Raw genomic sequence first — 24587 nt, 5'->3', positions numbered from 1 at the left:
GCTGGCGCGGCGGCAGCCTGGCCGAGCGGGTGCCGGCGCGCATTGCCGGCGGCGCCGCGGCGATGGTCGTGGGGCTGGCGTATTGCCTGTTGGCGGGTTGGGGCGTGCCGTCGCGGCGCACGTTCTTCATGTTGCTGGTGGTGTTGGCGGCGGGCTGGTCGCGCCTGCGCATATCGGCGGGGCGGGTGCTGGCGTTTGCCGCCGCGGCGGTGGTGATGCTGGATCCGTGGGCGCCGATGGCGGCGGGCTTCTGGCTGTCGTTCGGCGCGGTGGCGATCCTGCTGCGCGTGGCGCAGGCGCCGCGCGACGCGGATGCCGGATGGCGGCAGCGCTGGCGCGCGACCCTGTCGCAGGCCGCGCGCTTGCAGCTGACGGTGACGCTGGGCTTGACGCCGTTGCTGGCGTTCCTGGTGCACCAGGTGTCGCTTGGGTCGCCGCTGGCCAACGCGGTGGCGATTCCGGCGGTGACGTTCCTGGTCACGCCGCTGGCGCTGCTGTGCGCCATGTTCTCCGCGGCGCCGGCCACGGCCGGCGTGGCCGCGGTGGCGGGGCAGGCGGGCGCGTGGGTGTTCGACCTGGCGATGACGGTGGTGGCCTGGGTGGGCAATGCGGACTGGGCCAGCTTCACGGTGGCGGCGGCGCCGTGGCCATGGCTGCTGTGGGCGCTGGCGGGCATGGTGTGGGCCTTGCAGGCACAGGGCTGGCCGGCGCGGCGCCTGGGCTGGCTGTGCATGTTGCCGCTCCTGTGCTGGCGGCCGGCGCGGCCCGAGCCGGGCGACTGGCGCATGAGCGCGATGGATATCGGGCAGGGCAGCGCGATCCTGGTGGAGACCGCGAGCCAGGCCTTGCTGTTCGACGCCGGTCCGCGCCATTTCGGCGGCGGCGACGCGGGCGAGCGGGTGATCGCGCCGCAGCTGCAGGCGCGCGGCATCGGTCAGCTGGATGTGCTGGTGCTGTCGCACGCGGACCTGGACCACGTGGGCGGCACGCGCTCAGTGCTGGCGGCGGTGCCGGTGGCGCGCAGCTATGCGTCGTTCGATGTGGCGGCATGGCTGCGGCGCGATGCCAGGTTGTGGCCCGAGCCGCGCGCGGAGGCCGGGACCGGCGCTGGGCGGCCCGCGAGCGCGTCGGCGGACGCCGGGGCGGATCATCCGCCGGACGCGGGGACGGCCTATGTCCCGCCTGCGCGGATGCTGCGCTGCGAGCGCGGCGACAGCTGGCGCGTCGACGGCGTGACCTTCACCTTTCTGCATCCCGCGCCGGGCGCCGAGGTGCGCGGGGGCGACCGCAATGCCAACAGCTGCGTGCTGCGCATCGAGGGCCGCGCCCATTCGCTGCTGCTGACGGGCGACATCGGCGTGGCGCAGGAGCGCGAGCTGGCCGCGCTGGGCCTGCCGCCGACCGATATCGTGCTGGCGCCGCATCACGGGTCGGCGTGGTCATCCGGGCGGGAACTGGTGGCGGCCTCGCACGCCGGCCACGCGATTGCGCAGTGCGGCTACTTGAACCGCTTCGGACATCCGGCGCCGGCGGTGGAGCGGCGCTGGCTTCGCGCCGGCGCGGTCTTCTGGCGCAGCGACCGCGATGGGGCGGTGTTGGCCGAGTCGCGCGCCGGCGGCCTGTCGGTGTGGGCGCAGCGCGCGCGGCAGCGGCGCTACTGGCAGGGGCGTTGAACCGGCCGGCCCCTGACTCAGCCGGCCTTGGCCTGCGTTGCGCTGATGCCGCACCATTGGGCGATGAAAAGCGCGATGGTCTTGGTGATCAGCCGCAGCGATTCGAGATGGACGCGTTCGTCAAAGCCATGGATGTCGAGCGACTTCGGACCATAGACCAGCGTCGGCATGTCGCCATAGATCACGAAGACGCGGGCGTCGAGATAGCCCGGAGTCGTGAAGCTTTCGAGGTCGCTCTTGAAGGCCTGCTGGTGGCATTCGCGCAGCGTGTTTTCGGCATCGCTGCCTTCTTCGAGCACGTAGCCCTCGGCATAGAAGCCGGTGTAGGTGACCTGGGGCGGCGTGCCGCCAAGCCGCGGGTCGGCGACGGCGTCGCGCAGGCAGGCGTCGATCTGGGCGCGGGCCTCATCCGCGGTGGTGCCCGGATAGATCGCCGCGCGCACGTCGAATTCACACCAGGGCGGTACCGTCGACGGCCAGTCGCCGCCCTCGATCTTGCCGATATTGAAGTTGATCGGATGGTCGAGGTGTTCGAAATGACGGTGGCAGTGGTGTTCCGCGTTCCATTTCGCCTCGATCCCGCGCAGCGCTTCGATGGCGGCGTAGGCGGCGTCGATGGCGTTGAAGCCGTTGGCCATCTCGCGGGTATGCGTGGGATGACCCTGTACGCGGACCTTGAACCACAGGACGCCGACGTTGGCTCGGACCAGCATGTTTTCTTCCGGCTCCGGAATGATCACGGCGTCGGCCTGGTAGCCGCGCAGCAAGGCGGCCAGGGCGCCGTTGCCGGTGCATTCCTCTTCGACCACCGACTGGAAGTAGATCGGGGCGGCGGGTTCATAGCCGGCGGCGCGCACGGCGTCGTAGGCATACAGGTTGGCGGCCAGGCCCGCCTTCATGTCGGCCGCGCCGCGGCCATACATCCAGCCGTCGATGATCGCCGGATCCCACGGCGAGCGGGTCCACATGTCCACGGGGCCGGTGGGCACCACGTCGATATGCCCGTTCAGGATGAGCGAACGGCCCTGCTGCTGCGCGGGACGATAGGTGCCGACGACATTGAAGGCGTTTTCGTACGAGACGGTCACCGGGCCGAAGCCGGGGTGGGACTCGATGTCCTTGACGTCGATCTTCCAGCGGTCCATCGCGAAGCCGCGCGCGCGCATCGCCTCGTAGAGGAAGTCCTGCGCGGTATGTTCCTGTTCCCGCAGCGAAGGAAAGCGCACGAGATCCTGGGTGAAGGCCAGCTGGGCGTCGAAATGCGCGTCGACGGCCTGCAGGATCCGGCGGGTCTGCTCCTCGGAGAGGGCGGGCGGGGTGGTGGTCTGTGTCATGGGGGTTCCTGAAAGAAGGGAAGAGCGGCGAGTCAGGCGGCAGGGGCGGGGGTGATGCCCGGCGCGTCCAGCGCGAGGCGGCGCTTGTGGCCGGCCAGCGCCCAGATCGACACCAGCGTGATCGCTGAAAGCATCGAGTAGAAGAACGCGAGCGGCAGCCACTGTCCGGGGTAGTGATAGGTCAACCAGGTGCCGACCAGCGGCGTCATGCCGCCGGCGACCGCGCCGCACAACTGGTACGACAGCGAGATGCCGGAGTAGCGCACGTGGGTGGGGAACGCCGAGCTGATGTAGCCGGCCATCGCGGAATAGATCGCGGCCATGAAGACCAGCACGATGGCGATGCCGCCGATGATGCTGTACGGCGTGCCCTGCGACACGAGCATGAACATGGGATAGGGCGCCAGCACCGAGCAGAAGGCGGCCGTGATGAGCACCCGGGTGGGACCGAGGGCGTCGGCCAGCCAGGCCGCCAGCGGCTGCACGAAGAACTGGATGATGGCGACCACGAACAGGCAGTCGAGGATCAACGTGCGGCTCAGGCCCATCGTCTGGGTGGTGTACGACAGCATGAAGGTGTTGGTGAAGTAGATGCCGCCGATCGCCACGGTGCACACGCCCATGCACAGCAGCACGGTGCGCCAGGCGGTGCGCAGCACTTCCTTGGCCGGGATCTCGGCGCGCTCCTGGCGTTCGAGCACCTTGGCGAAGTCGGGCGATTCATTGACGCCGACCCGGATGAAGTAGCCGACCAGCAACAGCACCGCGCTGATCAGGAAGGGCACGCGCCAGCCCCAGCTGACGAAATCGGCTTCGTCCAGGGCCGTCAGCAATCGGAAGGCGAGCAGGGAGAGGATCAGGCCGGCCGGGCTGCCCAATTGGGCGAACGAGGCGGCGAAGGTGCGGCGGCGTTGCGAGGCATGTTCGCCGGCCATCAACACGGCGCCGCCCCATTCGCCGCCGACGGCCAGGCCCTGCGCCAGGCGCAGCAGCAGCAACAGCGCGGGCGCCCACAAGCCGGCGCTGGCGTAGCTCGGCAGCAGGCCGATGCCGACCGTGGCCAGGCCCATGATGACCAGGGTCGCCATCAGCGCGTTCTTGCGGCCGACGCGGTCGCCGAGATGGCCGAAGATGACGCCGCCGAGCGGCCGCGCCAGGAAGCCGGCGGCGAAGGTGCCGAATGACGCCATGGTGCTGACGAATGGATCGGCCGTGGGGAAGAAGACTTTGCCGAAAACCAGCGCGGCGGCGGTGGCATAGATATAAAAGTCGTACCACTCGATGGTGGTGCCGACGAATGCGGCGGTTGCGGCCCGGACGGGCTGGCGCGCCGCCGGCGCGTGGGCGGGAGCGGTCATGGTTTTCCTCTTGGGAGTTTGTCGTTGTTCGAAGGCGTGTTTATCGCTCTCGCGCCGATATAACGTCAATTTATGATTTTTAATTTTTTACTTAAGTAAAATTGATGTCTTCCGATTTCCCGCAAGGACCCCCGATGACGCGCGCTCACCCCGCCGACCCCCGCAGCGGCGATCGCCTCGACTGGAACCTGCTGCGCACCTTCCTGGTCATCGTGCAGGAGCGCAGCATCAGCGGCGCGGCCGCCAAGCTGCACCTGACGCAATCGGCGGTCAGCCAGGCGCTCAAGCGGCTGGAGGAACAGCTGGACCGGCGCCTGATCGAACGGCACAACCAGGCGTTCACCGTTACCAACGCCGGTGAAGAGGTATGCCGCGCGGCCGAGGCGATCTACGGCAACGTGTCGCAGCTGCTGGCCGATGTCTCGCAGACGGAGGTCGAGGCGACCGGCCGCATCCATCTGCTGGTCGCCAGCCGCATCCATTCACAGGTCTACGACGATTTCTGGGCGGCGTTCCACAAGGCCTGGCCGCGTATCGACGTGCAGATGGATGTGCTGCCCAGCAGCGAGATCGTCACGCTGATGCAGCAGCGCGTGGGCACGGCGGGTATCGCGTTGTGCCGGCAGATGCCCAAGCGGCTCGAGAACAAGGTTTTCCTGCATCAGCGCTACGCGCTGTTCTGTGGACGCAACCATGCGCTGTTCGGGCGGCAGGATCTGCGCATCGAAGACCTGATGGGCGAGAACTTCGTCTCTTTCGCCAGCGATGCCCTGGGCGACAGCCTGTCGCCGTTGACGATCTTTCGCGACCAGCGCGGCTTTTCAGGGCGGGTGGTGGCGACATCCACGCAGCATGACGAGGTCAAGCGGCTGCTCATCGCCGGTTTCGGCATCGGCTGCCTGCCCGAGCACAGCGTGCGGCGCGACCTGGCCGAGGGCCGGTTGTGGCGGCTGCCGCCTGGCGAAGGCGTGTGCTCGGTCGATCTGCACCTGTTGTGGCATCGGGATGTGCAACGCAGTCCGGCCGAGGCCGCCTTCCTCAAGCACTTTCGCGACTATATCGACGGCTTCACCATGGCCGAACGGCTGGTGCCCGGCAATCTGCCGCCGCTTTGACGCGCGCGGTCCGGCCCACGGGTCAGCGCGGCCTGGCGGCGATGCCGTCGCGCACTTGGCGGAACATCGTCATCGCGGCCGGCATGGCGTCGCGCAGGGTGGCGCAGGCCATGTGGACGCTGCCCTGTGGCAGAACGACGTCGGCGTAGTAGTACAGCGTGTCCGCGCGGCCGGGGCCCGGCGCCGCGATGTAGTCCAGGCCTTGCACACCGCCGAGGGTGAACCGGTCGTATAGCTCGATGGATCCGCGCAGGTTGCGTTGCCGGCGTTCGGCCGCGGCGACCTGGGCGCGCAGCGTGGGCGCGGCCGACGGCTTGGCGCCCGCGGGCGTGGCCAGGAAACCGATGCGGCACAGGTACTTGGCGTCCGGCGCCGGGGGCGGAAAGCCGTCGGGGCTGGACACCTCGATCAAGGCATCGTATCGGCCGCGGGCGGAGGCGGGGCCGACCCGCATTGGCGAGGGCACGGTGACGCCGAAGCCGGTGGCGGCATCGACGTAGCGGCGCGGCGGAATGTCGGTGGGCGGGGCCCGGTCGGTGGCGGGCGCCGTGTCGTCTTCCTGCTGGAAGCGCAGCGGCAGCATCAGCTCGGTCTTTTCCTGGGTCATGGCGTCCGGAAAGGCCGGCAGCGGACCGGCGCGCCGCACCATGGCGACGGCGGCCTGGTCGACCGCGGCGTCGCCGGAGGACCGGCTCACCACGACGTCGTAGATGGCGCCGTTGCGCAGCGCCGTGATCTTCAGGGACAGGCTGATCGGACCGCTGAGGCGGTGCGCCTCTTTCGGATAATCCAGGCGGCTGATCAGGCGGCGTTGCACGGCCCGGGTCCATTCGGCTTCGTTGCCGGGGGCGGCGGCCATGACGGGAACGGCGGCGCAGGCCAGGGCAAGGGCCAGGCCGATAGCGAGCAAGCGTGAGCGCATGGGGGAGTCTCTCCTGGTCAGCCGAAGGCGGCGCGCACCGCGTCGAAGGCGGCCGCGATCATGGGTTCCTCGCGCCGCGAGGCCAGCGTGATGAAGGCCAGTTCCGCCTCGATCGACAGCCCCGGCGCCAGCGCCAGCCCGTGCGCCTGCGATTCGCGCAGGGCGATGGAGTCGCGCGCCAGGGTCAGGCCGACGCCGGAACGCACCAGGTCCAGCATCGAGGCCTCCTGGTCGACCTCGGCGACCGCGTTGGGGGCGACGCCCAGTTCGCTGAATTTCGCCGCGAGCAGGCGGTGATGGACCGAGTCGGGCGGCGTCCAGATCCAGGGCAGGGCGGCGATTTCGTGCCAGCCGCGGCCGGCCAGTTGCGGCCCCCAGCCCTTGGGCGCCACCACGTAGTACGAGAACGCCGCCAGCGGCAGGGCATGCAGCGCCGGCTGGCCGTGCCCCGGGCCGCGCTGACCGAGCGAGAAGCCGACGTCCAGCTCGCCGTTGCGCACCAGGCGGGCGACCGAGCCGGACATGCCGTGGCGCAGGGTGGGGCGGATCTTGGGGTAGTGCTGCACCAGGTATTGCAGGGTGGCGCCCAGCCGCAGGAATTCGGGGTCGAGGATGGTGCCCAGGCGCAGTTCCCCCTGCACCGTGACGCGCAGGGCGCCGATGGCGCGCTCGAAGTCTTCCAGCGCGTCCAGCACGCGCTGGGCCGAGGGCAGCAGGGCGCGGCCGTCGGCATTGGGCGCCAGGCCCTGGGCGGTGCGGGTGAACAGCGGCAGGTCCAGGGCCTCCTGGAAGCTCTTGAGCTGCAGGCTGAGCGCCGGCTGCGTCAGGTGCAGGTGCTCGGCCGCGCGCGTCAGGTTGCCGACGCGCGCCACGGCGGCAAAGGTGCGGATGTGCTTGAGGTCCATGGCGCGTTTCCCGCGTAAAGGGCGATACCCATTATTAAAGAGACTTATAAAGCGCTTTTCAACAATTCATTGGACAGGGCCGGCCGGCTGCGCGACAGTGGCACGGCCACTTGAGACTTAAAAGAAGAAGCGCAAATGGAGACATACGACTACATCATCGTGGGCGCGGGGTCGGCGGGCTGCGTGCTGGCCAACCGCCTGAGCCGCGATCCCGCGGTGCGCGTGCTGCTGCTGGAGGCGGGCGGGCGCGACAACTACCACTGGATCCACATCCCGGTCGGCTACCTGTATTGCATCGGCAATCCCCGCACCGACTGGATGTACCGCACCGGCGCCGAGCCGGGCCTGGGCGGACGCTCGCTGATCTATCCGCGCGGCCGCGTGTTGGGCGGCTGCTCATCGATCAACGGCATGATCTACATGCGCGGCCAGCGCCAGGACTATGACGAATGGGCCGGGATCGCCGGCGATCCGGCGTGGGGCTGGGACCAGGTGCTGCCGGTGTTCAAGCGCAGCGAGGATCATTACCGCGGGGGCGACGAATTCCACGGCGCCGGCGGCGAATGGCGGGTCGAGGCGCAGCGGCTGCGCTGGGACATCCTCGACGCCTTTGCCGATGCGGCCGCGCAGGAAGGCATTCCGCGGGTGCAGGATTTCAACCGGGGCGACAACTTCGGGGTCGGCTATTTCGACGTGAACCAGCGCCGCGGCTGGCGCTGGAATACCGCCAAGGCGTTCCTGCGGCCGGTGCGCGAGCGCAGCAACCTGCACGTGATGACGGGCGCGCACGCCGAGCGCCTGCTGTTCGAGGGCACGCGCTGCGTCGGCGTGCAGGTGCGGCGCGAGGGCCAGTCCGTCGGCGTCCGCGCGGCGCGCGAGGTGGTGCTGGCGGCGGGCGCCGTCAACACGCCGCAATTGCTGGAACTGTCGGGGATCGGCGAGCCGGCGCGCCTGCGCGAAAGCGGCATTGCGCTGCGGCATGCCTTGCCGGGCGTGGGCGAGAACCTGCAGGACCATCTGCAACTGCGCGTCATCCTGAAGGTGCGCGGCGTGAAGACGCTGAACCGCATCGCCTCGACCTGGTGGGGCAAGGCCGGCATCGGGCTGGAATACCTGCTCAACCGCAGCGGGCCGATGAGCATGGCGCCGTCGCAACTGGGCGCCTTCGCCAAGTCCGATCCGGGCCAGGCGCGCGCCAACCTGGAATTCCATGTGCAGCCCTTGTCGCTGGGCGCGTTCGGCGAGCCGCTGCATGGCTTTGACGCGTTCACCGCCAGCGTCTGCAACCTGCGGCCGGCATCGCGCGGCAGCGTGCACGCGCAAGGCGTGGACGGCTCGTTGCCGCCGGTCATCACGCCGAACTATCTGCGCGAGGAACAGGACCTGAAGGTGGCGGCGGACGCGATCCGGCTGGTGCGGCGCATCAGCGCGGCGCCGGCGCTGCAGCGCTACCAGCCCGAGGAATGGCTGCCGGGCCCGGCCTACCAGAGCGAGGCCGAGCTGCGCGAGGCGGCCGGCAAGATCGGCACCACCATCTTCCACCCGGTCGGCACCTGCGCCATGGGCCGCCGCGCCGATGACGGCGCGGTGGTCGATGCGCGGCTGCGCGTGCATGGCCTGCAAGGCCTGCGCGTGGCCGATGCGTCGATCATGCCGACGATCACGTCGGGCAACACCAATTCACCGACCATCATGATCGCGGAACGGGCGGCGCAGATGATCCTGGAGGACGCGGCTCGGGTCGGCGCCGAGGCGCGGGCGGCCGAGCTGGTGGCGTGATGGGAGCGTGATGGGAGCGCCCGCGATGAGGCGGGCAAGATTGTGCGTGACTCACTCACCCTGCTGACCCGCTATCGGCCGCTGCTCCAGTTGGAGGCGCAGCGGCCGATATTCTCGTCAACGCAGCGAGCGGTACATCTCCTGGCGCTGCGGATGCGTCAGGATCACCTGCCACAGCTGCCCTTCGCGCGAGCGGAAGAAGCCGGCGCAACACATCAGGTAGTACTGCCACATGCGGTAGAAGCGCGTGCCGTAGCGTTCCTGCAGCCGTGGCCAGGCGCGCTGGAAGTTGTCCCACCAGGCCATCAGCGTGCGGTCGTAGTCGGCGCCGAAGTTGTGCCAGTCCTCGATGATGAAGCGGCCTTCGACCGCGGTGCTGATCTCGCGCGCCGAGGGCAGCTTGCCGTTGGGGAAGACGTAGCGGTCGATCCAGGGATCGGTGCTCTGGCTGGTCGAGGCGATGCCGATGGTGTGCAGCAGGAAGATGCCGCCAGGCGCCATCAGGCGCTGCACGTTGGTGAAGTAAGTGTCGTAGTTCTTGGGGCCGACGTGTTCGAACATGCCGACCGACACCACCTTGTCGAAGCTGCCCTGCAGGTCGCGGTAGTCCTGCAGCAGCAGTTCCACCGGCAGGCCGCGCACGCGTTCCTGGGCCAGCGCCAGCTGTTCCTTGGAGACGGTGACGCCGGTGACCCTGGCGCCGTAGCGTTCGGCGGCGAACTTGGCCAGTCCGCCCCAGCCGCAGCCGATGTCCAGCAGGGTCTCGCCGGGCTTGAGCTGCAGCTTGCGGCAGATCATGTCGAGCTTGGCTTCCTGCGCGGCTTCCAGCGTGTCGGCCTGTTCCCAGAAGGCGCAGGAGTAGATCATGCGGCTGTCGAGCATGGCCTCGAACACGTCGTTGCCGGCGTCGTAGTGCTGTTCGCCGACCTCGAAGGCGCGGCTGCGCGATTGCAGGTTGAACAGCTTGTGGCGCAGGTGTTCGGCGATCAGCTTGACGCGCGCCAAGCCCAGGGCGGCCGAGCCCATGTCGGCGCGCAGCAGGCGGGTGAAGAGTTCGTCGAGCTGCTCGCAATCCCATTCGCCGTCCATGTAGGACTCGCCCAACCCCAGCGACCAGCTGGCGAAGACGCGTTCGTACATGTGCTTGTCATGAACCTGGATGTCCCAGGGGCGCGAACCGTTGATCTGGACGTCGGCGCGCGCCAGTACGTCCTGCAGGACCTTGGGCGGTTCGGGCGGCGGGGCGGCCTCCGGGCGGGAGGGGGTTAGCTGAGTAGTCGGACTGCTTTGGTGCATAGTGGCTCCATATCAATTCTGGACTGACTGATCTGGCAATGCTCGAAGCGCATAACTCTCGCCCGGACCGGCGGATGGAATCCAATTTAATGATTGAATCGGGCCGATAGGCAATCTAATTTCAGCGGGCCGTCAGCGCCGGGATACCTCGGCCACTGAACCGGGACCCGCCAATCTTAACCAACGTATGCTGCTGCGCAAGGCCCAGGTGCATCCTGCCACCAACAGGCCCGTGGCGACGATAAAGACCATGGAAGTAATGGTGTCGTTGATATCGAACGAATAATCGTAACGATGACCTGACCAGTAACCCAGGAGGCTGTACAGCAGCACCGCGGCCAGCAGCAGTAGCCAGGGTGTGCGCGGCAGCCGTTCCAGCCCCGGCCGCTGGCCGGTGAAGGCGCGGATGCTGCGCCGCAGCCACCATAGCGCGGCGAGCGCCGGCAGGGCCAGCGCGTAGCGGGAAATCAGGACCACTCCGAAGATGTCGCCGCTGGCGGTCAGCGTCAGCAGCCAGGGCGGCACCAGCAGCAGCGCCAGCAGCCAGGCCAGCACCAGTTGCGGGCGGCTGCCGCGGCCGGCCCGCGCGCCGACGGCCAGGCCGATGATCAGCACGCCGAACAGGGCGGCGATGAAGAGCAGGGCGGCGGCGACGTAGCCGCCATTGAGCATGTATCCACCGGGCATGGCGCGTGGGGTTCCCGAAGCCGTGAGGCGACGCGCCATTCTAGGCCAGTCAGCCGCCATCGAAAGGCGTTGCGGGCGCGTCGCGGGCGGCGGGAACGCCGCTACACTGGTTGCCTGTTGTCGGCGGGCCGCGGTCCGCCGTGTCGCGTCCGTTTCAAGGGGAGTCCCATGGCCACGCGCATTCATCTTTTCGGCGCATCCGGCTGCGGCGCCACCACGCTGGGCGCGGTCCTGGGCGAGCGCCTGGACGTGCCCCACCTGGAAGCGGACGACTACTACTGGGTGCCGACCGATCCTCCCTTCACCGACAAGCATCCCAAGGAGGAACGCTGGCGCCGCATCCGCGAACGGCTGCGGGGGCATGACGACTGGGTGCTCAGCGGCGGCTCGGTCTATAACTGGGGCGAAGGGCTGGTGCCCGAATTCACGCTGGTGGTGTTCCTGCGGCTGCCGGCGGCCGAGCGCATGGCCCGGCTGCGGCGGCGCGAGGCCGAACGCTACGGCGCGGCGCTCGACACCGACCTTGCGGCCCGGGAGAAGAGCCGGCGGTTCCTGGAATGGGCGGCCGGCTACGACAGCGGCGCCGAAGGCACCCGCACGCCCGAGCGGCACCGGCAATGGATCCGAGAATTGCACTGTCCGGTGCTGACGCTGGACACCCGCGCCAGCGTGGCGGACCTGGCGGACCAGGTGCTGGCCGCGCTGCCCGCGGACGCGCCGGCAGCGCGGCGGCATCCCTAGCGGCGCCGCCTGCCGGCGGCGCAGGCCAGTGACTGCGTCCTGGCTCGGTGCACGCTTGCGTCCCGGCGTCGCGGCGCGCTTGCGTCCTGGCGCCGGCGCGCGCTTCCGATAAGATACCGGCCATGCACGGCGCCGCCATCGCGGCCGCGCGCCGGTTTTTCGGAGCACAACGATGTTGGATGCGAGCCTGGAACCCCGTTTGGAATTCGTCACCTGCGCCAGCCCGGCGGGCCTGCACCGCATGGCTTACTGGGAATGGGGCGATCCGGCCAATGACCGGGTGCTGGTCTGCGTCCACGGCCTGACCCGCAGCGGGCGCGATTTCGATACGCTGGCCCGGCGCCTGGCGGGGCAGTTCCGGGTGGTGTGCCCCGACGTGGTCGGCCGCGGCCGCTCGGACTGGCTGGTCAACCCGGCGTTCTATACCGTGCCGCAGTACGTGTCCGACATGGCCACCCTGGTGGCGCGGCTGCGGCCCGCCACGCTGGCGTGGGTCGGCACCTCGATGGGCGGGTTGATCGGCCTGGGGCTGGCCGGCGCCGCCGCGTTCGCGCGGGCCATGCTGCCGCTGCGCCCGCATGCCGGCATGTTGCCGCCGCAGGACGGCATCCGGCTGTCGAAGCTGGTGCTCAACGACGTCGGCCCGCGCCTGGAGACCGGCGCGCTGGGCCGCATCGGGCAGTATGTGGGCGAGCCGGGCGCGTTCGGTTCGTTCGCCGAGGCGGTGGCGGCCATGCGCGCCAATTCCGAGACCTTCGGGCCGCATACCGACGCGCAGTGGGAGCACCTGGCGCGCTTCGTCTATCCCGAGCAGGGCGGGCAATGGGTCAAGCACTACGACCTGGCGCTGGCGCAGCCGATGGCGCTGCAGACCGGCGACGAGCTGGCCGCCGGCGAGCAGATCCTGTGGCGCTCGTATGACGCGGTGGACTGCCCGATCCTGATCGTGCGCGGCGAGCAGTCGGATCTGCTGACGCGCGCGACCGTCGATGAAATGCGCCAGCGCAATCCGCGCGCCCAGGCGGTCGAGGTGGCCGGCGTCGGCCATGCGCCGACGCTGATGGCCGATGACCAGGTCAAGGCGGTGGCGGACTTCCTGCTGGCTTGACGGCCGCAAGCGGCGCGCGGGGCGCCGTGCGCGGTTCCTGTCGGGCGTCCGCTCGCGGCGGCCAGCTCGCCTCCGCGTCCGCCATATTGGGGACGCCGCCGGCCGGCGCCGCTACCCAGGGGGACGGGGCTTCTCTACAATAGGCTGCATGAAACCTTCCGCGCTCAACATCGATCTGCATTGCCATTCCACGGTCTCGGACGGCGCCCTGGCGCCGCGCGACGTGGCGCAGCGCGCGCACGCCAACGGCGTCGATGTCTGGGCCCTGACCGACCACGACGAAGTCGGCGGTCTGGCCGAGGCCGCGGCCATGGCCGATGAACTGGGCATGCGCTTTGCCACCGGCGTCGAGATCTCGGTGACCTGGGCCGGCCTGACGGTGCACATCGTCGGCCTGCGTTTCGACCCGTCCAACACCGCGCTGGTCGAAGGCCTGCGCAAGACGCGCTCGGGCCGTGCCGACCGCGCCCGCCGCATCGGCGAACGCCTGGCCGAGATGGGCATGCCCGGCGCCTATGAGGGCGCGCTGCCGTTCGCCGGCAATCCGGAATTGATCAGCCGCACGCACTTCGCGCGTTATCTGGTCGAGGCCGGCTACTGCCCCGACGTGCAGACGGTCTTCACCAAGCACCTGGGCGACGACCGGCCCGGCCACGTGCCGATGCAATGGGCCACGCTGGCCGAGGCGGTGGGCTGGATCCGCGGCGCGGGCGGCATCGCCGTCATCGCGCACCCGGGGCGCTACAAATACACGCCGTTGCAGTTCGCCGCGCTGTTCGACGAATTCCTGCAGCTGGGGGGCGTGGGCATCGAGGTCAACACCGGCAGCCACACCGTGGAAGAGGCGCGGCAATATGCCGACGTGGCGCGGCGCTATGGCTTTCTGGCCTCGCGCGGTTCCGACTTCCACAGCCCCAAGGAAAGCCGGATGGACCTGGGCCGCCTGCCGCCCCTGCCGTCCGATCTGAAGCCGGTCTGGCACGACTGGTTCTAGGCGCCGCGCCGCCTGGCCCCGGCGCGGCGTGTCCGCGCCGCCCTTGAACCGACTTGAACTGATTGCGCGCCCGAGGCGCCGCCGCCATGAACAAAGCATTTGTCAAAGAATCCGACAACGAGGACGACGACGACCTGCCGCAGGCCCAGGCCCTGCCGGCCGGCACCAAGAACTACATGACGCCGGAAGGCTACGAGCGCCTGCGCGGCGAGCTGACGCACCTGATGAACGTGGAGCGGCCGTCGGTGGTGCAGGTGGTGTCGTGGGCGGCGTCCAACGGCGACCGTTCCGAGAACGGCGATTATCTCTATGGCAAGAAGCGCCTGCGCGAGATCGACCGCCGCATGCGCTTTCTGACCAAGCGGCTGGACATCGCCGAAGTGGTCGATCCGGCCGCCCAGCCCAACCGCGACCAGGTTTTCTTCGGCGCCACGGTGCTGTATTCCGACAAGGCGGGCGAGGACCACACCGTCACCATCGTCGGCGTGGATGAGGCCGAGCCGCTGGCCGGCAAGATCAGCTGGATCTCGCCGGTGGCGCGGGCGCTGATCAAGGCGCGCGAAGGCGACACGGTGGTGCTGCGCACGCCAGGCGGGATCGAGGAACTGGATATCCTGGAAGTGCGCTACCCGCAGTAGCGGCGGGCGCGGCGCCGGGAACAGAGGCGCCAGCAAGCGCCCAAAAGAAGACGCCCAAAAGAAAACACTGAAAAAGCGCTCGCTGAAAAGGCGACGGGCGCCGGCTTGTGGCCGGCGCCCGTCTTTGGTGGGCGGGATCTGACGTCCCTGCCTCGGTTGGCGGCTTGCGCCGCCGTTCCCCTGGGGCTTGCTGCTTGTTCGGTTGGCTTGCCGTCGTTGTCGGCGGAATTACTTCTTGCGCGCCGCGATGGACTTCTCGGCCAGGTTGACCAGGTCTTCGCCGATCTGCTTCTTCCACTTGTCGTAGACGGGCTGGGTGACCTTGGCGAAGGCGTCATGCTCGGCCGGGCTCAGCGAGGTCACGGTGACGCCGTGGCCCTCGATCTCCTTGAGCAAGGACGGATCTTCCGGCGTGACGCCCTTGCGCGCGATCACGATCTGCTGCTTGCCGGCGTCCAGCGCGGCCTGGCGCACAATGTCGCGGTCCTTTTCCGACCATGAATTCCAGACTTCGCGGTTGACCACGAAGATCAGCGGATCGGCCACGTAGTTCCACAGCGTCAGGTACTTCTGGCCGACGGTGTAGAGCTTGGATCCGGTGTAGATCGACAGCGGGTTCTCCTGGCCGTCGACCGCGCCGCTGGCCAGCGCCGGCTGGGCGTCGGCCCAGCTCATCTGGGTCGGGTTGGCGCCCAGCGCGGTGAACGTGTCGATGTACAGCGGCGAGCCGACCACGCGCAGCTTCATGCCCTTCATGTCCTCGGGCCGCTTGATCTCGCGCTTGGAGTTGCTCAGCTGGCGGTAGCCGTTTTCGCCCCAGGCCAGCGGCACCACGCCGGCCTTCTCGATCAGCTTGAACATCTCCTTGCCCACGTCGCCCTGCACCAGCGCGTCGATGGCGGCGTAGTCGGGCATCAGGAAGGGCAGCGAGAACAGGTTGAGCTGCTTGATCTGCGGCGACCAGTTGATGGTCGAGCCGACGGCCATGTCGATCACGCCCTGGCGGATGGCGGTGAATTCGCGGGTCTGGTCGCCCTGCACCAGCGAGGTGCCGGGGTAGACCTTGATGTTGATGCGGCCCTGCGTGCGCTCGCGCACCAGGTTCGACCAGATCTCGGCGCCCTGGCCCCACGGGAAGGTGGTGCCGACGACGATGGAGAGCTTGTATTCGGGCTTGTAGTTCTGCGCCTGCGCCGCGGCGGGCAGGCCAACCACGGCGGCGGCGCACAGGGTGGCGCCGATCAGCTTGCGGAAATTCATGTTGCGTCTCCTCTCTTTGCGGGTCTGTCTGTTGTTGTCATGAATGCATGCCGGGCGGGTTGCGTCCGGTTCCCTCAATAGCCCAGCTTGCGCGGCAGCCACAGCGCCAGCTGCGGGAACACCAGCACCGCCACCAGCACCAGGAACATCGCGCCCAGCAGCCACACCACCCAGCGCACGGTCGATTCCATCGGCACGCGCGCGATGCGGCACGACACCATCAGGTTGACCGCCAGCGGCGGGGTGAACTGGCCCAGCGCCACCTTCAGCGTCAGGATCACGCCGAACCACACCGGGTCCCAGTTGTAGGCCTTGGCGATCGGCATCAGCAGCGGCACGAAGATCAGGAAGATGGAGATGCCGTCCAGGAACATGCCGACGGTCATCAGCAGCAAAATCAGCAGCGCCAGCACGCCCCATTCGCCCAGCCCGGAATTGACGATGGCGTGGGTGATCGGGTCGATCACGCTGAGCGTGGACAGGGCCCAGGCGAAGATGCCGGCCAGCGTCACCACCAGCATGATCACGGCCGACAGCTCGGCCGCCTCGCGCAGGATCACGTACAGGTCGCGCAGCTTGATGGTGCGGTGGATGCACATGCCCACGAACAGGCCGTAGAACACCGCCACCACGGCCGCCTCGGTGGGAGTGAACCAGCCCATGCGCATGCCGCCCAGGATCAGCACCGGCGCGGCCAGGCCCCACGAGGCCTCGCGCAGGCTCTTCCAGAACGGCGGACGCGGCAGGTGCGCTTCCAGCATGCCCATCTTGTGCTTGCGCGACAGCCACACGGCCGGCACGATCAGCGCCAGACCGGCCAGGATGCCGGGCACCATGCCGGCGGCGAACAGCGCCGGCACCGAAGCCTCGGGCACCAGCACCGAATAGATGATGAAGGCCACCGAGGGCGGAATCAGGATGTCGGTGGCCGCGCCCGCCGCCACCACCGACGCCGAGAACGGGCCCGGGTAGCCGGCGCGCGACATGGCCGTGATCATCACCGCGCCCACGGCCGCGGCGCAGGCCGGGCCGGAGCCCGAGATGCCGCCCAGGAACATGGCCACGGCGATCGACACCAGCGGCAGCATGCCCGGGCCGCGCCCGACGATGGCGATGGCGAAATCCACCAGCCGCTTGGCCACGCCGGAACGATCGAAGATGGAACCGACCAGCACGAACATCGGAATCGCCAGCAGCGGATACTTGGCCAGCCCGGCGTAGAAGTTCTGCGGCACGGTCAACAGGCCATACCAGGGCGTGTCCAGGTTGGACAGCACGATGGCCACGGTGCCGCCGATGCCCAGCGCCACGCCGACCGGCACGCCGATCAGCATCAGCGCGATGAAGACCGCGAACAGGATGCCGGCGATCATGCCTGGCCTCCGTCGGCCTTGGGCAGCGGCGCTTTCCACAGGCGCCGCAGCGTGCCCAGCGTGCGCAGCGAGATGGCCGCGGCCATCACCGGCAGCCAGATCGAATACCACCAGGTCGGCACGCCGATGGCGGGCGAGGTTTCTTCATAGATGTACTCGTCGGCCACCAGCTTGACCGATAGCACCGTCAGCAGCACGAAGAACGCCAGCACGCAGGTGTTGGAGATCAGCGCCATGATGCGCTGGCGCCGCGGCGAACCGTTGTCGGCCAGGATCTCGATGCGGATGTGATGGTTGCGCACGAAGGCGACGCTGCCGCCGGCCATGGTCAGCACGATCAGCAGGAACACCGAGATCTCCTCGGTCCACGCGAACGACTGGTCGGTGAAGTAGCGCACCAGCACGTTCAGGAAGGTAATCAGCGCCAAGGCCGCCAGCAGGATCACGGCCAGCCAGTCCTCGATGGCCAGCGGCACTTTCACGGCGGGATCTGTTTCGGCGGGGATGATCGGTTCGACAGGCTCGACGGGGGCTTCGGGGCGTGACATGTGAGGCGATGGCCAGCGCGGCGGGGCGCGTTCCAGGTATGGGGTCGCTGCATCCTACCGTCGGGGCAAGAGGGTGGGTGTTCGTGTTTTCCCGCGCTGCGGTATGGGTGCAACATGGTGCGTCGCAATACGTCGGCCTCGCGGGCCCGGTCTTCACGGCTCATAACCCGCGACGGCGGCAGGGATTTAAGCGCCATATTGCTGTGCAGCAGGTCGGTCGTTGCGTCGCGGAATTCTTTTGTAACAATGACCGAAGCAGGACGAATTCGGGCCAGATCGGGACGCGGGTGTGCTTCCGTCCGGGAAAACCCGCCAAGCGGGGTAAAATCCTCGTTTTGCTTCCCTCCTTTATACGGCGCCCGCATCGTGTCCCTTGTTCAGCATCTGCCTGGTTCCTCCGTCCTGTCCTCCTTTCGTCGTGACCGCCTGCTGGCGCAATTGAAGGAAGCCGGCCTGCCGGTGGCCGACATTTCCGCCCGCTACGAGCACTTCGTCAGCACCGACGCCGCCCTGACGGCCGAGCAGCAGCAGCACCTGACCCAATTGCTGGACTACGGCACCCCCGCCACCGGCGAGGCGCCGGCCAAGAGCCTGGCGCTGCTGGTGATCCCGCGCCTGGGCACGATCTCGCCGTGGGCCAGCAAGGCCACCGACATCGCCCACAACTGTGGCCTGTCGGCCGTGCACCGCATCGAACGCGGCGTGCGCTACGTCATCACCCCGGAACGCGGCCTGCTGGGCGCCAAGTCGTTCGACGCCGACATGCTGGCGCGCGCGGCCGACTGCCTGCACGACCGCATGACCGAAACCGTGGTCGACGCCGGCTTCGACGGCCAGGCGCTGTTCCAGCCGCTGGCCGGCAAGCCGATGCGCACGGTCGACGTGCAGGCGCGCGGCGCCGCCGCCCTGGTCGAGGCCAATATCAGCCTGGGCCTGGCCCTGTCGGACGACGAGATCGAATACCTGGCCAAGTCGTTCAGCGACCTGGGCCGCGATCCCACCGACGTCGAACTGATGATGTTCGCGCAGGCCAACAGCGAACACTGCCGCCACAAGATCTTCAACGCCCAGTGGGTGATCGACGGCCAGGAGCAGCCCAACACGCTGTTCGGCATGATCCGCGCCACCCACAAGGCGCAGCCGGAAGGCACCGTGGTCGCCTACTCGGACAACGCCGCCATCATGGCCGGCGGCCCGGCGCAGCGCTTCCAGGCCGGCGTGCCGGGCGTGACCGGTGAGGGCGTCGACGGCGCCCGATACATCCGCCGCGACACCACCGTGCACACCTTGATGAAGGTCGAGACGCACAACCACCCGACCGCGATCGCGCCGTTCCCCGGCGCCTCGACCGGCGCCGGCGGCGAAATCCGCGACGAAGGCGCCACCGGCCGCGGCTCCAAGCCCAAGGCCGGCCTGACCGGCTTCACCGTCTCGCACCTGCGCTTCGACGACGCCACGCAGCCCTGGGAAGCCGACCACCACGGCCTGCCGGACCGCATCGCCACGCCGCTGTCCATCATGATCGACGGCCCCATCGGCGGCGCCGCCTTCAACAACGAATTCGGCCGTCCCAACCTGCTGGGCTATTTCCGTTCGTTCGAGCAGACCGCCGGCGGCACCCGCTGGGGCTACCACAAGCCCATCATGATCGCGGGCGGCCTGGGCAGCATCGACGCCGGCCTGACGCACAAGGACGTGATTCCCCCCGGCGCGCTGCTGATCCAGCTGGGCGGCCCGGGTTTCCGCATCGGCATGGGCGGCGGCGCCGCTTCCAGCATCAGCATGGGCAGCAACTCGGCCGAACTCGATTTCGACTCGGTCCAGCGCGGCAACCCCGAACTGGAACGCCGCGCCCAGGAGGTCATCGACCGCTGCTGGCAGCAGGCCGAGAACAACCCCATCATCGCCATCCATGACGTCGGCGCGGGCGGCCTGTCCAACGCCTTCCCGGAGCTGGTCAACGACGCCGGCCGCGGCGCCATCTTCGATCTGAAGCGCGTGCCGCTGGAAGAATCCGGCCTGTCGCCCGCCGAGATCTGGAGCAATGAATCGCAGGAACGCTACGTTCTGTCGATCCTGCCCAAGGACCTGGAACGCTTCGACGCCATCGCCCGCCGCGAACGCTGCCCCTACGCGGTGGTCGGCGTGGCCACCGAAGAGCGCCAGCTGCGCGTGGTCGACGGCGAGGGCCTGCCGGGCCTGGACACGATCCGTCCGCAGGGCGAGGCCGAGGTGCGTCCGGTCGACGTGCCGATCGACGTCATCCTGGGCAAGCCGCCGCGCATGACGCGCGACGTGCGCCGCCTGCCGGGCGTGTCCGAGCCGCTCGACCTGGCCGGCATCGACCTGACCGAAGCCGCGTACCGCGTGCTGCGCCACCCCACGGTGGCCAACAAATCGTTCCTCATCACCATCGGCGATCGCACCGTCGGCGGCCTCTCCAGCCGCGACCAGATGGTCGGCCCGTGGCAGGTGCCGGTGGCCGACTGCGCCGTCACCCTGGCTGACTACCAGGGCTTCCGCGGCGAAGCCATGGCCATGGGCGAACGCACCCCCATCGCCATGCTGAACGCGCCGGCCTCCGGCCGCATGGCCGTGGCCGAGGCCCTGACCAACCTGGCCGCCGCCGACGTGGCGCGCCTGGAAGACATCAAGCTGTCCGCCAACTGGATGGCCGCCTGCGGCGTCGACGGCCAGGACGCCGCGCTGTACGACACCGTGTCGGCCGTCAGCGAGCTGTGCCAGGCCGCCGGCCTGTCGATCCCGGTGGGCAAGGATTCGCTGTCCATGAAGACCTCCTGGGAACAGGACGGCGAGCAGCGCCAGGTGGTGGCGCCGGTGTCGCTGATCGTCACGGCCTTCGCGCCGGTCGGCGACGTGCGCGCCAGCCTCACGCCGCAGCTGCGCACCGACGCCGGCGACAGCGTGCTGATCCTGATCGACCTGGGCCGCGGCCTGCACCGCATGGGCGGCTCGATCCTGGCGCAGACCTACAACCAGGTCGGCGAGACCGTGCCGGACATCGATTCGCCGGAAGCCCTGCGCGCCTTCTTCATCACCATCCGCACCCTGGCCGAGGCCGGCACCATCCTGGCCTACCACGACCGTTCCGACGGCGGCCTGTTCGCCACGCTGGTCGAAATGGCCTTCGCCGGCCGCACCGGCATCTCGGTCAACCTCGACATGCTGACCTTCGACCCGCAATCGGCCGATTGGGGCGACTACAAGATCCGTCCGGAACAGGTGGCGGTGCAGCGCGACGAACTGACGCTCAAGGCGCTGTTCGCCGAGGAAGCCGGCGCCGTCATCCAGGTGCCGGCCGCCCAGCGCGACGCCGTCATGCAGGTGCTGCGCGGCGCCGGCCTGTCGGCCCACTCGCACGTCATCGGCGGCCTGAACGGCGGCGACGAGGTCGAGTTCTATCGCGACGGCAAGAAGGTCTGGGGCCAGCCGCGCGCCGACCTCGGCCGCGCCTGGAGCGAAGTCTCCTACCGCATCATGGCGCGCCGCGACAACCCGGCCTGCGCCCAGGCCGAGCTGGACGTCTGGAACGACACGCAGGATCCGGGCATGAGCCCCAACGTGGCCTTCGACCCGCAGGAAGACGTGGCCGCGCCGTTCATCAACAGCGGCAAGCGCCCGCGCGTGGCGATCCTGCGCGAGCAGGGCTGCAACAGCCAGGTGGAAATGGGCTGGGCCTTCGACACCGCCGGCTTTGACGCGGTCGACGTGCACATGACCGACCTGCTGTCGGGCCGTGTCGACCTGGCGCAGGTGCAGGGCCTGGTGGCCGTGGGCGGTTTCAGCTACGGCGACGTGCTGGGCGCCGGCGAGGGCTGGGCCCGCACCATCCGCTTCAACAGCAAGCTGTCGGATCAGTTCGCGGCGTATTTCGCCCGCCCCGACACCTTCGCGCTGGGCGTGTGCAACGGCTGCCAGATGATGGCCGCGCTGGCGCCGATGATCCCGGGCGCCGAGCACTGGCCGCGCTTCACCCGCAACCTGTCCGAGAAGTACGAGGCGCGCCTGTCGATGGTCGAGCTGGCCAAGTCGCCGTCGATCTTCTTTGCCGGCATGGAAGGCGCCCGCATCCCGGTCGCGGTGGCGCACGGCGAAGGCTTCGCCGACTTCTCGCAGCAGGGCGACGCCGGCCGCGTGCTGGCGGCGGCGCGCTACATCGACAGCCGCGGCAACGCCACCGAGGCCTATCCGTTCAACCCGAACGGCAGCCCGGGCGGCCTGACGTCCGTCACCACCGCCGACGGCCGCTTCACCGTGATGATGCCGCACCCGGAACGCGTGACCCGCAACGTCATGATGTCGTGGGCCCCCGAGAAGTGGGGCAACGCCGACAGCGGCGGCCAGTTCAGCCCGTGGATGCGCATCTTCCGCAACGCGCGCGCCTGGCTGAAATAGGAAGCGCCCCCACGCGGCGCGCTTCGCGCTTGCTGCCCCCCGAGGGGCGGCCCGGCGGCGAGGCGGCCATTCTTGGCGGCCTGACGCAAAAAGCCCCACCGGAAACGGTGGGGCTTTTTTCATGCGCGGCCGTTTTCAGAACCGGTACTTCACCCGCCCGATCACGCTGCGCCGGCTGCCCGGGTAGCAATCGGTCAGGTCCGAGCACGTCGCCAGGTAATCCTTGTCGAACAGGTTGGTGGCGTTGACCGACAGCGTCAGGTGCTTGTCCACCGCGTACGACACGCCGGCGTCGATCAGCGTGTGGCTGTCGATCTTGAGCGTGTTGGCGTTGTCGCCGTAGGTCGATCCCACATAGCGCGCGCCCACGCCCAGGCTCAGGCCGGCCAGCGCGGCGTCGCGCACGGTGTAGTTGAGCCAGCCCGAGGCGCTGTGCTCGGGCACCAGCGCCGGCCGGTTGCCCTGGGTGGCGTCGTTGGCGCGGCTGATGCGGGCGCGCACATAGGTGTACGAGCCGCTGAAGTCCCAGCCGTCGCCCAGGCTGAACTTGCCCTCCAGCTCCACGCCGCGCGACTGCACTTCTCCCGAAGCCACCTGGAAGCCCGGATTCTGCAGGTCGTTGGTCAGCACGTTGCTCTTCTTGATGTCGAACAGCGCCAGCGTGTACAGCGCGTTCGAGCCCGGCGGCTGGAACTTGAGGCCGCCTTCCCACTGGCGGCCGCGCGACGGGGCGAAGGCGGCGCTGCCATTGGCCGGCGCGGTCACGCCGGTGTTGGGCAGGAACGACTGCGCGTAGCTGACGTAGGGCGCCAGGCCGTTGGGCATGACGTAGTTCAGGCCGGCGCGGCCGCTGAAGCGCGAGCCGTCCTGGTCGCTGGTGCTGTTGAGCAGGCGGTTCTCGTTCTTCTGCCGGTACCAGTCGTAGCGGCCGCCCAGCGTCAGCACCCAGCGTTCGGCCAAGCGCACCTGGTCCTGCAGGTAGAGGCCGGTCTGGTGGGTCGTTTCCAGGTAGTTGGCCATCGGCGTGGTGGGCGTGGGCACGTACACGCCATACACCGGGTTGTAGGGATTGAGGCTGGGGGCGGGGCCGTAGGTGCGCGAGACGTCGGCGCTGCTGCGGTTGAAGTCCAGCCCCAGCAGCAGCGTGTGGGCCAGCGGGCCGGTGTGGAAATCCAGCTGCGCCTGGTTGTCCAGCGCCAGCGCGGTCATGCTTTCGTCGTAGCGGCGCGCGGTGCGGGTCAGGCCGGCCGGGCCGATGCCCGACAGCAGGATGTTGTCCAGCAGCGCGTCGACCTGCCCGTAGCGCAGGTTCTGGCGCACCTGCAACGTGTCGTTGAAGCGGTGCTCGAACAGGTAGCCGATGGTCTTCTGCTTCTGCGTGTAGCGGTTGAAGTCCGGATCGCCGTTGCGCAGGTTGGTGGGCTTGCCGTTGATGGTGACGGTGCCGATGGTGCCGCCGGAGCGGTCGTGCAGGTACTCGGTCTGCAGCGTGAAGCGGGTGGCGGCCGACGGCGCCCAGGTCAGCGACGGCGCCAGGAACAGGCGGTCGTCGGCGATGCGGTCGCCGTTGGGGTAGGTGAACTGGGTGTTGGCGTCGCGCGCCACGCCGATCACGCGGTACAGCAGCGTGCCGTCCGCGGTGGCCGGGCCGGTCAGGTCGACCGCGGCCTGCTTGCGCTGGAAGCTGCCGTATTCCAGCTCGGCCTCGTATTGCGGCGTGGCCGACGGCAGCTTGCTGACGCGGTTGATGACGCCGCCGGCGTCGCCCTGGCCATACAGCACCGACGACGGGCCGCGCAGCACCTCGATGCGTTCGAGCGCGTACGGCTCGCTGCGGAACAGGGTGTAGCCCGAGGTGATCTGGCGCAGGCCGTCCTTGTAGTCGCTGGTGGCCTGGGCGTTGAAGCCGCGCAGCATGACCCAGTCGAAGCCCTTGGGGTCGACGCCGTAGGTCTCGACCGCCACGCCGGGCACGTAGCGCAGCACCTCGGTCACGCTCTGCGCGTTCTGCGCTTCCATCTGCGCGCGCGTCACCACCGAGATCGACTGCGGCACTTCCAGGATCGGCGTGTCGGTCTTGGTGCCGGCGCGGCTGGCCTCGGCCACGTAGCTGTCGGGAGCGATGCCGCCGGCACTGACCGTCACCGGTTCCAGCGTGGCGACGCCGGTGGCCGGCAGCCGTCGCAGCACGTAGCCGCCGCCCTGTTGCTGCGCCGCCAGGCCGCTGCCGGCCAGGATGGCGGCGAATCCGTCGCGCAGCCCGTAGGCGCCGCGCAGGCCGGGGCTGCGCAGCCCGGCGGTGAGCGCGCCGTCGATGGTGAGCATCACGCCGGCTTGCTGGGCGTAGGCGTTGAGCACCTGGTCGAGCGAGCCGGCCGGGATGTCGTAGCGGACGGCGGCCGGGCCCGGGCGGGCCGGCGCGTCGGCGGCGCGGGCGGCG

General features: G+C 69.1%; 18 protein-coding genes. 8 read left to right on the top strand and 10 right to left on the bottom strand.

Annotation, left to right across the window (positions count from 1 at the left end):
• The coding region (locus tag H0523_RS27550) for a DNA internalization-related competence protein ComEC/Rec2 (protein ID WP_180180213.1) at positions 1-1673 on the top strand (1673 nt) is incomplete at its 5' end.
• 17 nt (positions 1674-1690) lie between these two features.
• On the opposite strand, the gene H0523_RS27545 is transcribed toward H0523_RS27550, so the two are convergent.
• Together H0523_RS27545 and H0523_RS27540 are read right to left on the bottom strand one after the other, a co-directional pair.
• Positions 1691-3007, bottom strand: a complete 1317-nt coding sequence (locus H0523_RS27545; protein WP_054429832.1) for an ArgE/DapE family deacylase — start codon at positions 3005-3007, stop codon at positions 1691-1693.
• Positions 3008-3039: 32 nt separating this feature from the next.
• The gene (locus H0523_RS27540; protein ID WP_054429830.1) at positions 3040-4365 is read right to left on the bottom strand and encodes an MFS transporter; all 1326 of its coding nucleotides are present in this window, start codon (positions 4363-4365) and stop codon (positions 3040-3042) included.
• 134 nt (positions 4366-4499) lie between these two features.
• Between H0523_RS27540 and H0523_RS27535 the strand changes: the two genes are divergently transcribed.
• On the top strand, positions 4500-5480 hold the full coding sequence (locus H0523_RS27535; RefSeq protein ID WP_054429829.1) for a LysR family transcriptional regulator: 981 nt from the start codon (positions 4500-4502) through the stop codon (positions 5478-5480).
• Between the two features lie 22 nt (positions 5481-5502).
• Here H0523_RS27535 and H0523_RS27530 read toward each other — a convergent pair whose 3' ends face one another.
• The gene (locus H0523_RS27530; protein ID WP_082385520.1) at positions 5503-6402 is read right to left on the bottom strand and encodes a TonB family protein; all 900 of its coding nucleotides are present in this window, start codon (positions 6400-6402) and stop codon (positions 5503-5505) included.
• A 17-nt stretch (positions 6403-6419) separates the two neighbouring features.
• Positions 6420-7307, bottom strand: coding sequence for a LysR family transcriptional regulator (locus H0523_RS27525; RefSeq protein ID WP_054429827.1), 888 nt, complete (start codon positions 7305-7307; stop codon positions 6420-6422).
• Positions 7308-7442: 135 nt separating this feature from the next.
• Between H0523_RS27525 and H0523_RS27520 the strand changes: the two genes are divergently transcribed.
• On the top strand, positions 7443-9086 hold the full coding sequence (locus H0523_RS27520) for a GMC family oxidoreductase (protein ID WP_054429826.1): 1644 nt from the start codon (positions 7443-7445) through the stop codon (positions 9084-9086).
• Positions 9087-9203: 117 nt separating this feature from the next.
• Here the strand turns inward: H0523_RS27520 and cfa are convergent, their stop codons facing one another.
• A complete protein-coding gene (gene cfa / locus H0523_RS27515) occupies positions 9204-10382 on the bottom strand; it encodes a cyclopropane fatty acyl phospholipid synthase (RefSeq protein ID WP_054429825.1) in 1179 nt (392 codons plus the stop codon).
• Positions 10383-10514: 132 nt separating this feature from the next.
• The gene (locus H0523_RS27510) at positions 10515-11069 is read right to left on the bottom strand and encodes a hypothetical protein (protein ID WP_156333260.1); all 555 of its coding nucleotides are present in this window, start codon (positions 11067-11069) and stop codon (positions 10515-10517) included.
• Between the two features lie 168 nt (positions 11070-11237).
• Between H0523_RS27510 and H0523_RS27505 the strand changes: the two genes are divergently transcribed.
• From H0523_RS27505 to greB, 4 genes are all read left to right on the top strand, one after another.
• Positions 11238-11810, top strand: coding sequence for an AAA family ATPase (locus tag H0523_RS27505; RefSeq protein WP_054429823.1), 573 nt, complete (start codon positions 11238-11240; stop codon positions 11808-11810).
• A 172-nt stretch (positions 11811-11982) separates the two neighbouring features.
• On the top strand, positions 11983-12918 hold the full coding sequence (locus H0523_RS27500) for an alpha/beta fold hydrolase (RefSeq protein ID WP_054429822.1): 936 nt from the start codon (positions 11983-11985) through the stop codon (positions 12916-12918).
• Positions 12919-13066: 148 nt separating this feature from the next.
• Positions 13067-13912 (top strand): 3',5'-nucleoside bisphosphate phosphatase, encoded by an 846-nt coding sequence (locus H0523_RS27495; RefSeq protein ID WP_006395761.1) that lies wholly within the window; start codon positions 13067-13069, stop codon positions 13910-13912.
• An 86-nt stretch (positions 13913-13998) separates the two neighbouring features.
• Positions 13999-14550 (top strand): transcription elongation factor GreB, encoded by a 552-nt coding sequence (gene greB / locus H0523_RS27490; RefSeq protein WP_054429821.1) that lies wholly within the window; start codon positions 13999-14001, stop codon positions 14548-14550.
• Positions 14551-14778: 228 nt separating this feature from the next.
• On the opposite strand, the gene H0523_RS27485 is transcribed toward greB, so the two are convergent.
• The 3 genes from H0523_RS27485 to H0523_RS27475 form a co-directional block, all read right to left on the bottom strand.
• Positions 14779-15810 (bottom strand): DctP family TRAP transporter solute-binding subunit, encoded by a 1032-nt coding sequence (locus H0523_RS27485; RefSeq protein WP_054429820.1) that lies wholly within the window; start codon positions 15808-15810, stop codon positions 14779-14781.
• 74 nt (positions 15811-15884) lie between these two features.
• Positions 15885-17183 carry a TRAP transporter large permease gene (locus H0523_RS27480; RefSeq protein WP_054429819.1) on the bottom strand — a complete coding sequence of 433 codons (1299 nt, stop codon included), beginning with the start codon at positions 17181-17183 and terminating at the stop codon, positions 15885-15887.
• Positions 17180-17731, bottom strand: a complete 552-nt coding sequence (locus tag H0523_RS27475) for a TRAP transporter small permease (RefSeq protein WP_054429818.1) — start codon at positions 17729-17731, stop codon at positions 17180-17182. The genes H0523_RS27480 and H0523_RS27475 overlap by 4 nt, the downstream gene beginning before the upstream one ends.
• A 366-nt stretch (positions 17732-18097) precedes the next feature.
• On the opposite strand from H0523_RS27475, the gene purL reads away from it, so the two are divergent.
• On the top strand, positions 18098-22147 hold the full coding sequence (gene purL / locus H0523_RS27470) for a phosphoribosylformylglycinamidine synthase (protein WP_054429817.1): 4050 nt from the start codon (positions 18098-18100) through the stop codon (positions 22145-22147).
• Between the two features lie 135 nt (positions 22148-22282).
• On the opposite strand, the gene H0523_RS27465 is transcribed toward purL, so the two are convergent.
• A partial coding sequence (locus H0523_RS27465; protein ID WP_180180212.1) for a TonB-dependent siderophore receptor occupies positions 22283-24587 on the bottom strand: 2305 nt, incomplete at its 5' end.

This window comes from Achromobacter insuavis (genome assembly GCF_902859645.1).
Lineage (GTDB): Bacteria > Pseudomonadota > Gammaproteobacteria > Burkholderiales > Burkholderiaceae_B > Achromobacter > Achromobacter insuavis.
Note: the sequence above shows the minus strand (reverse complement) of the source record. Positions and strands in the feature narration are given on the sequence as shown.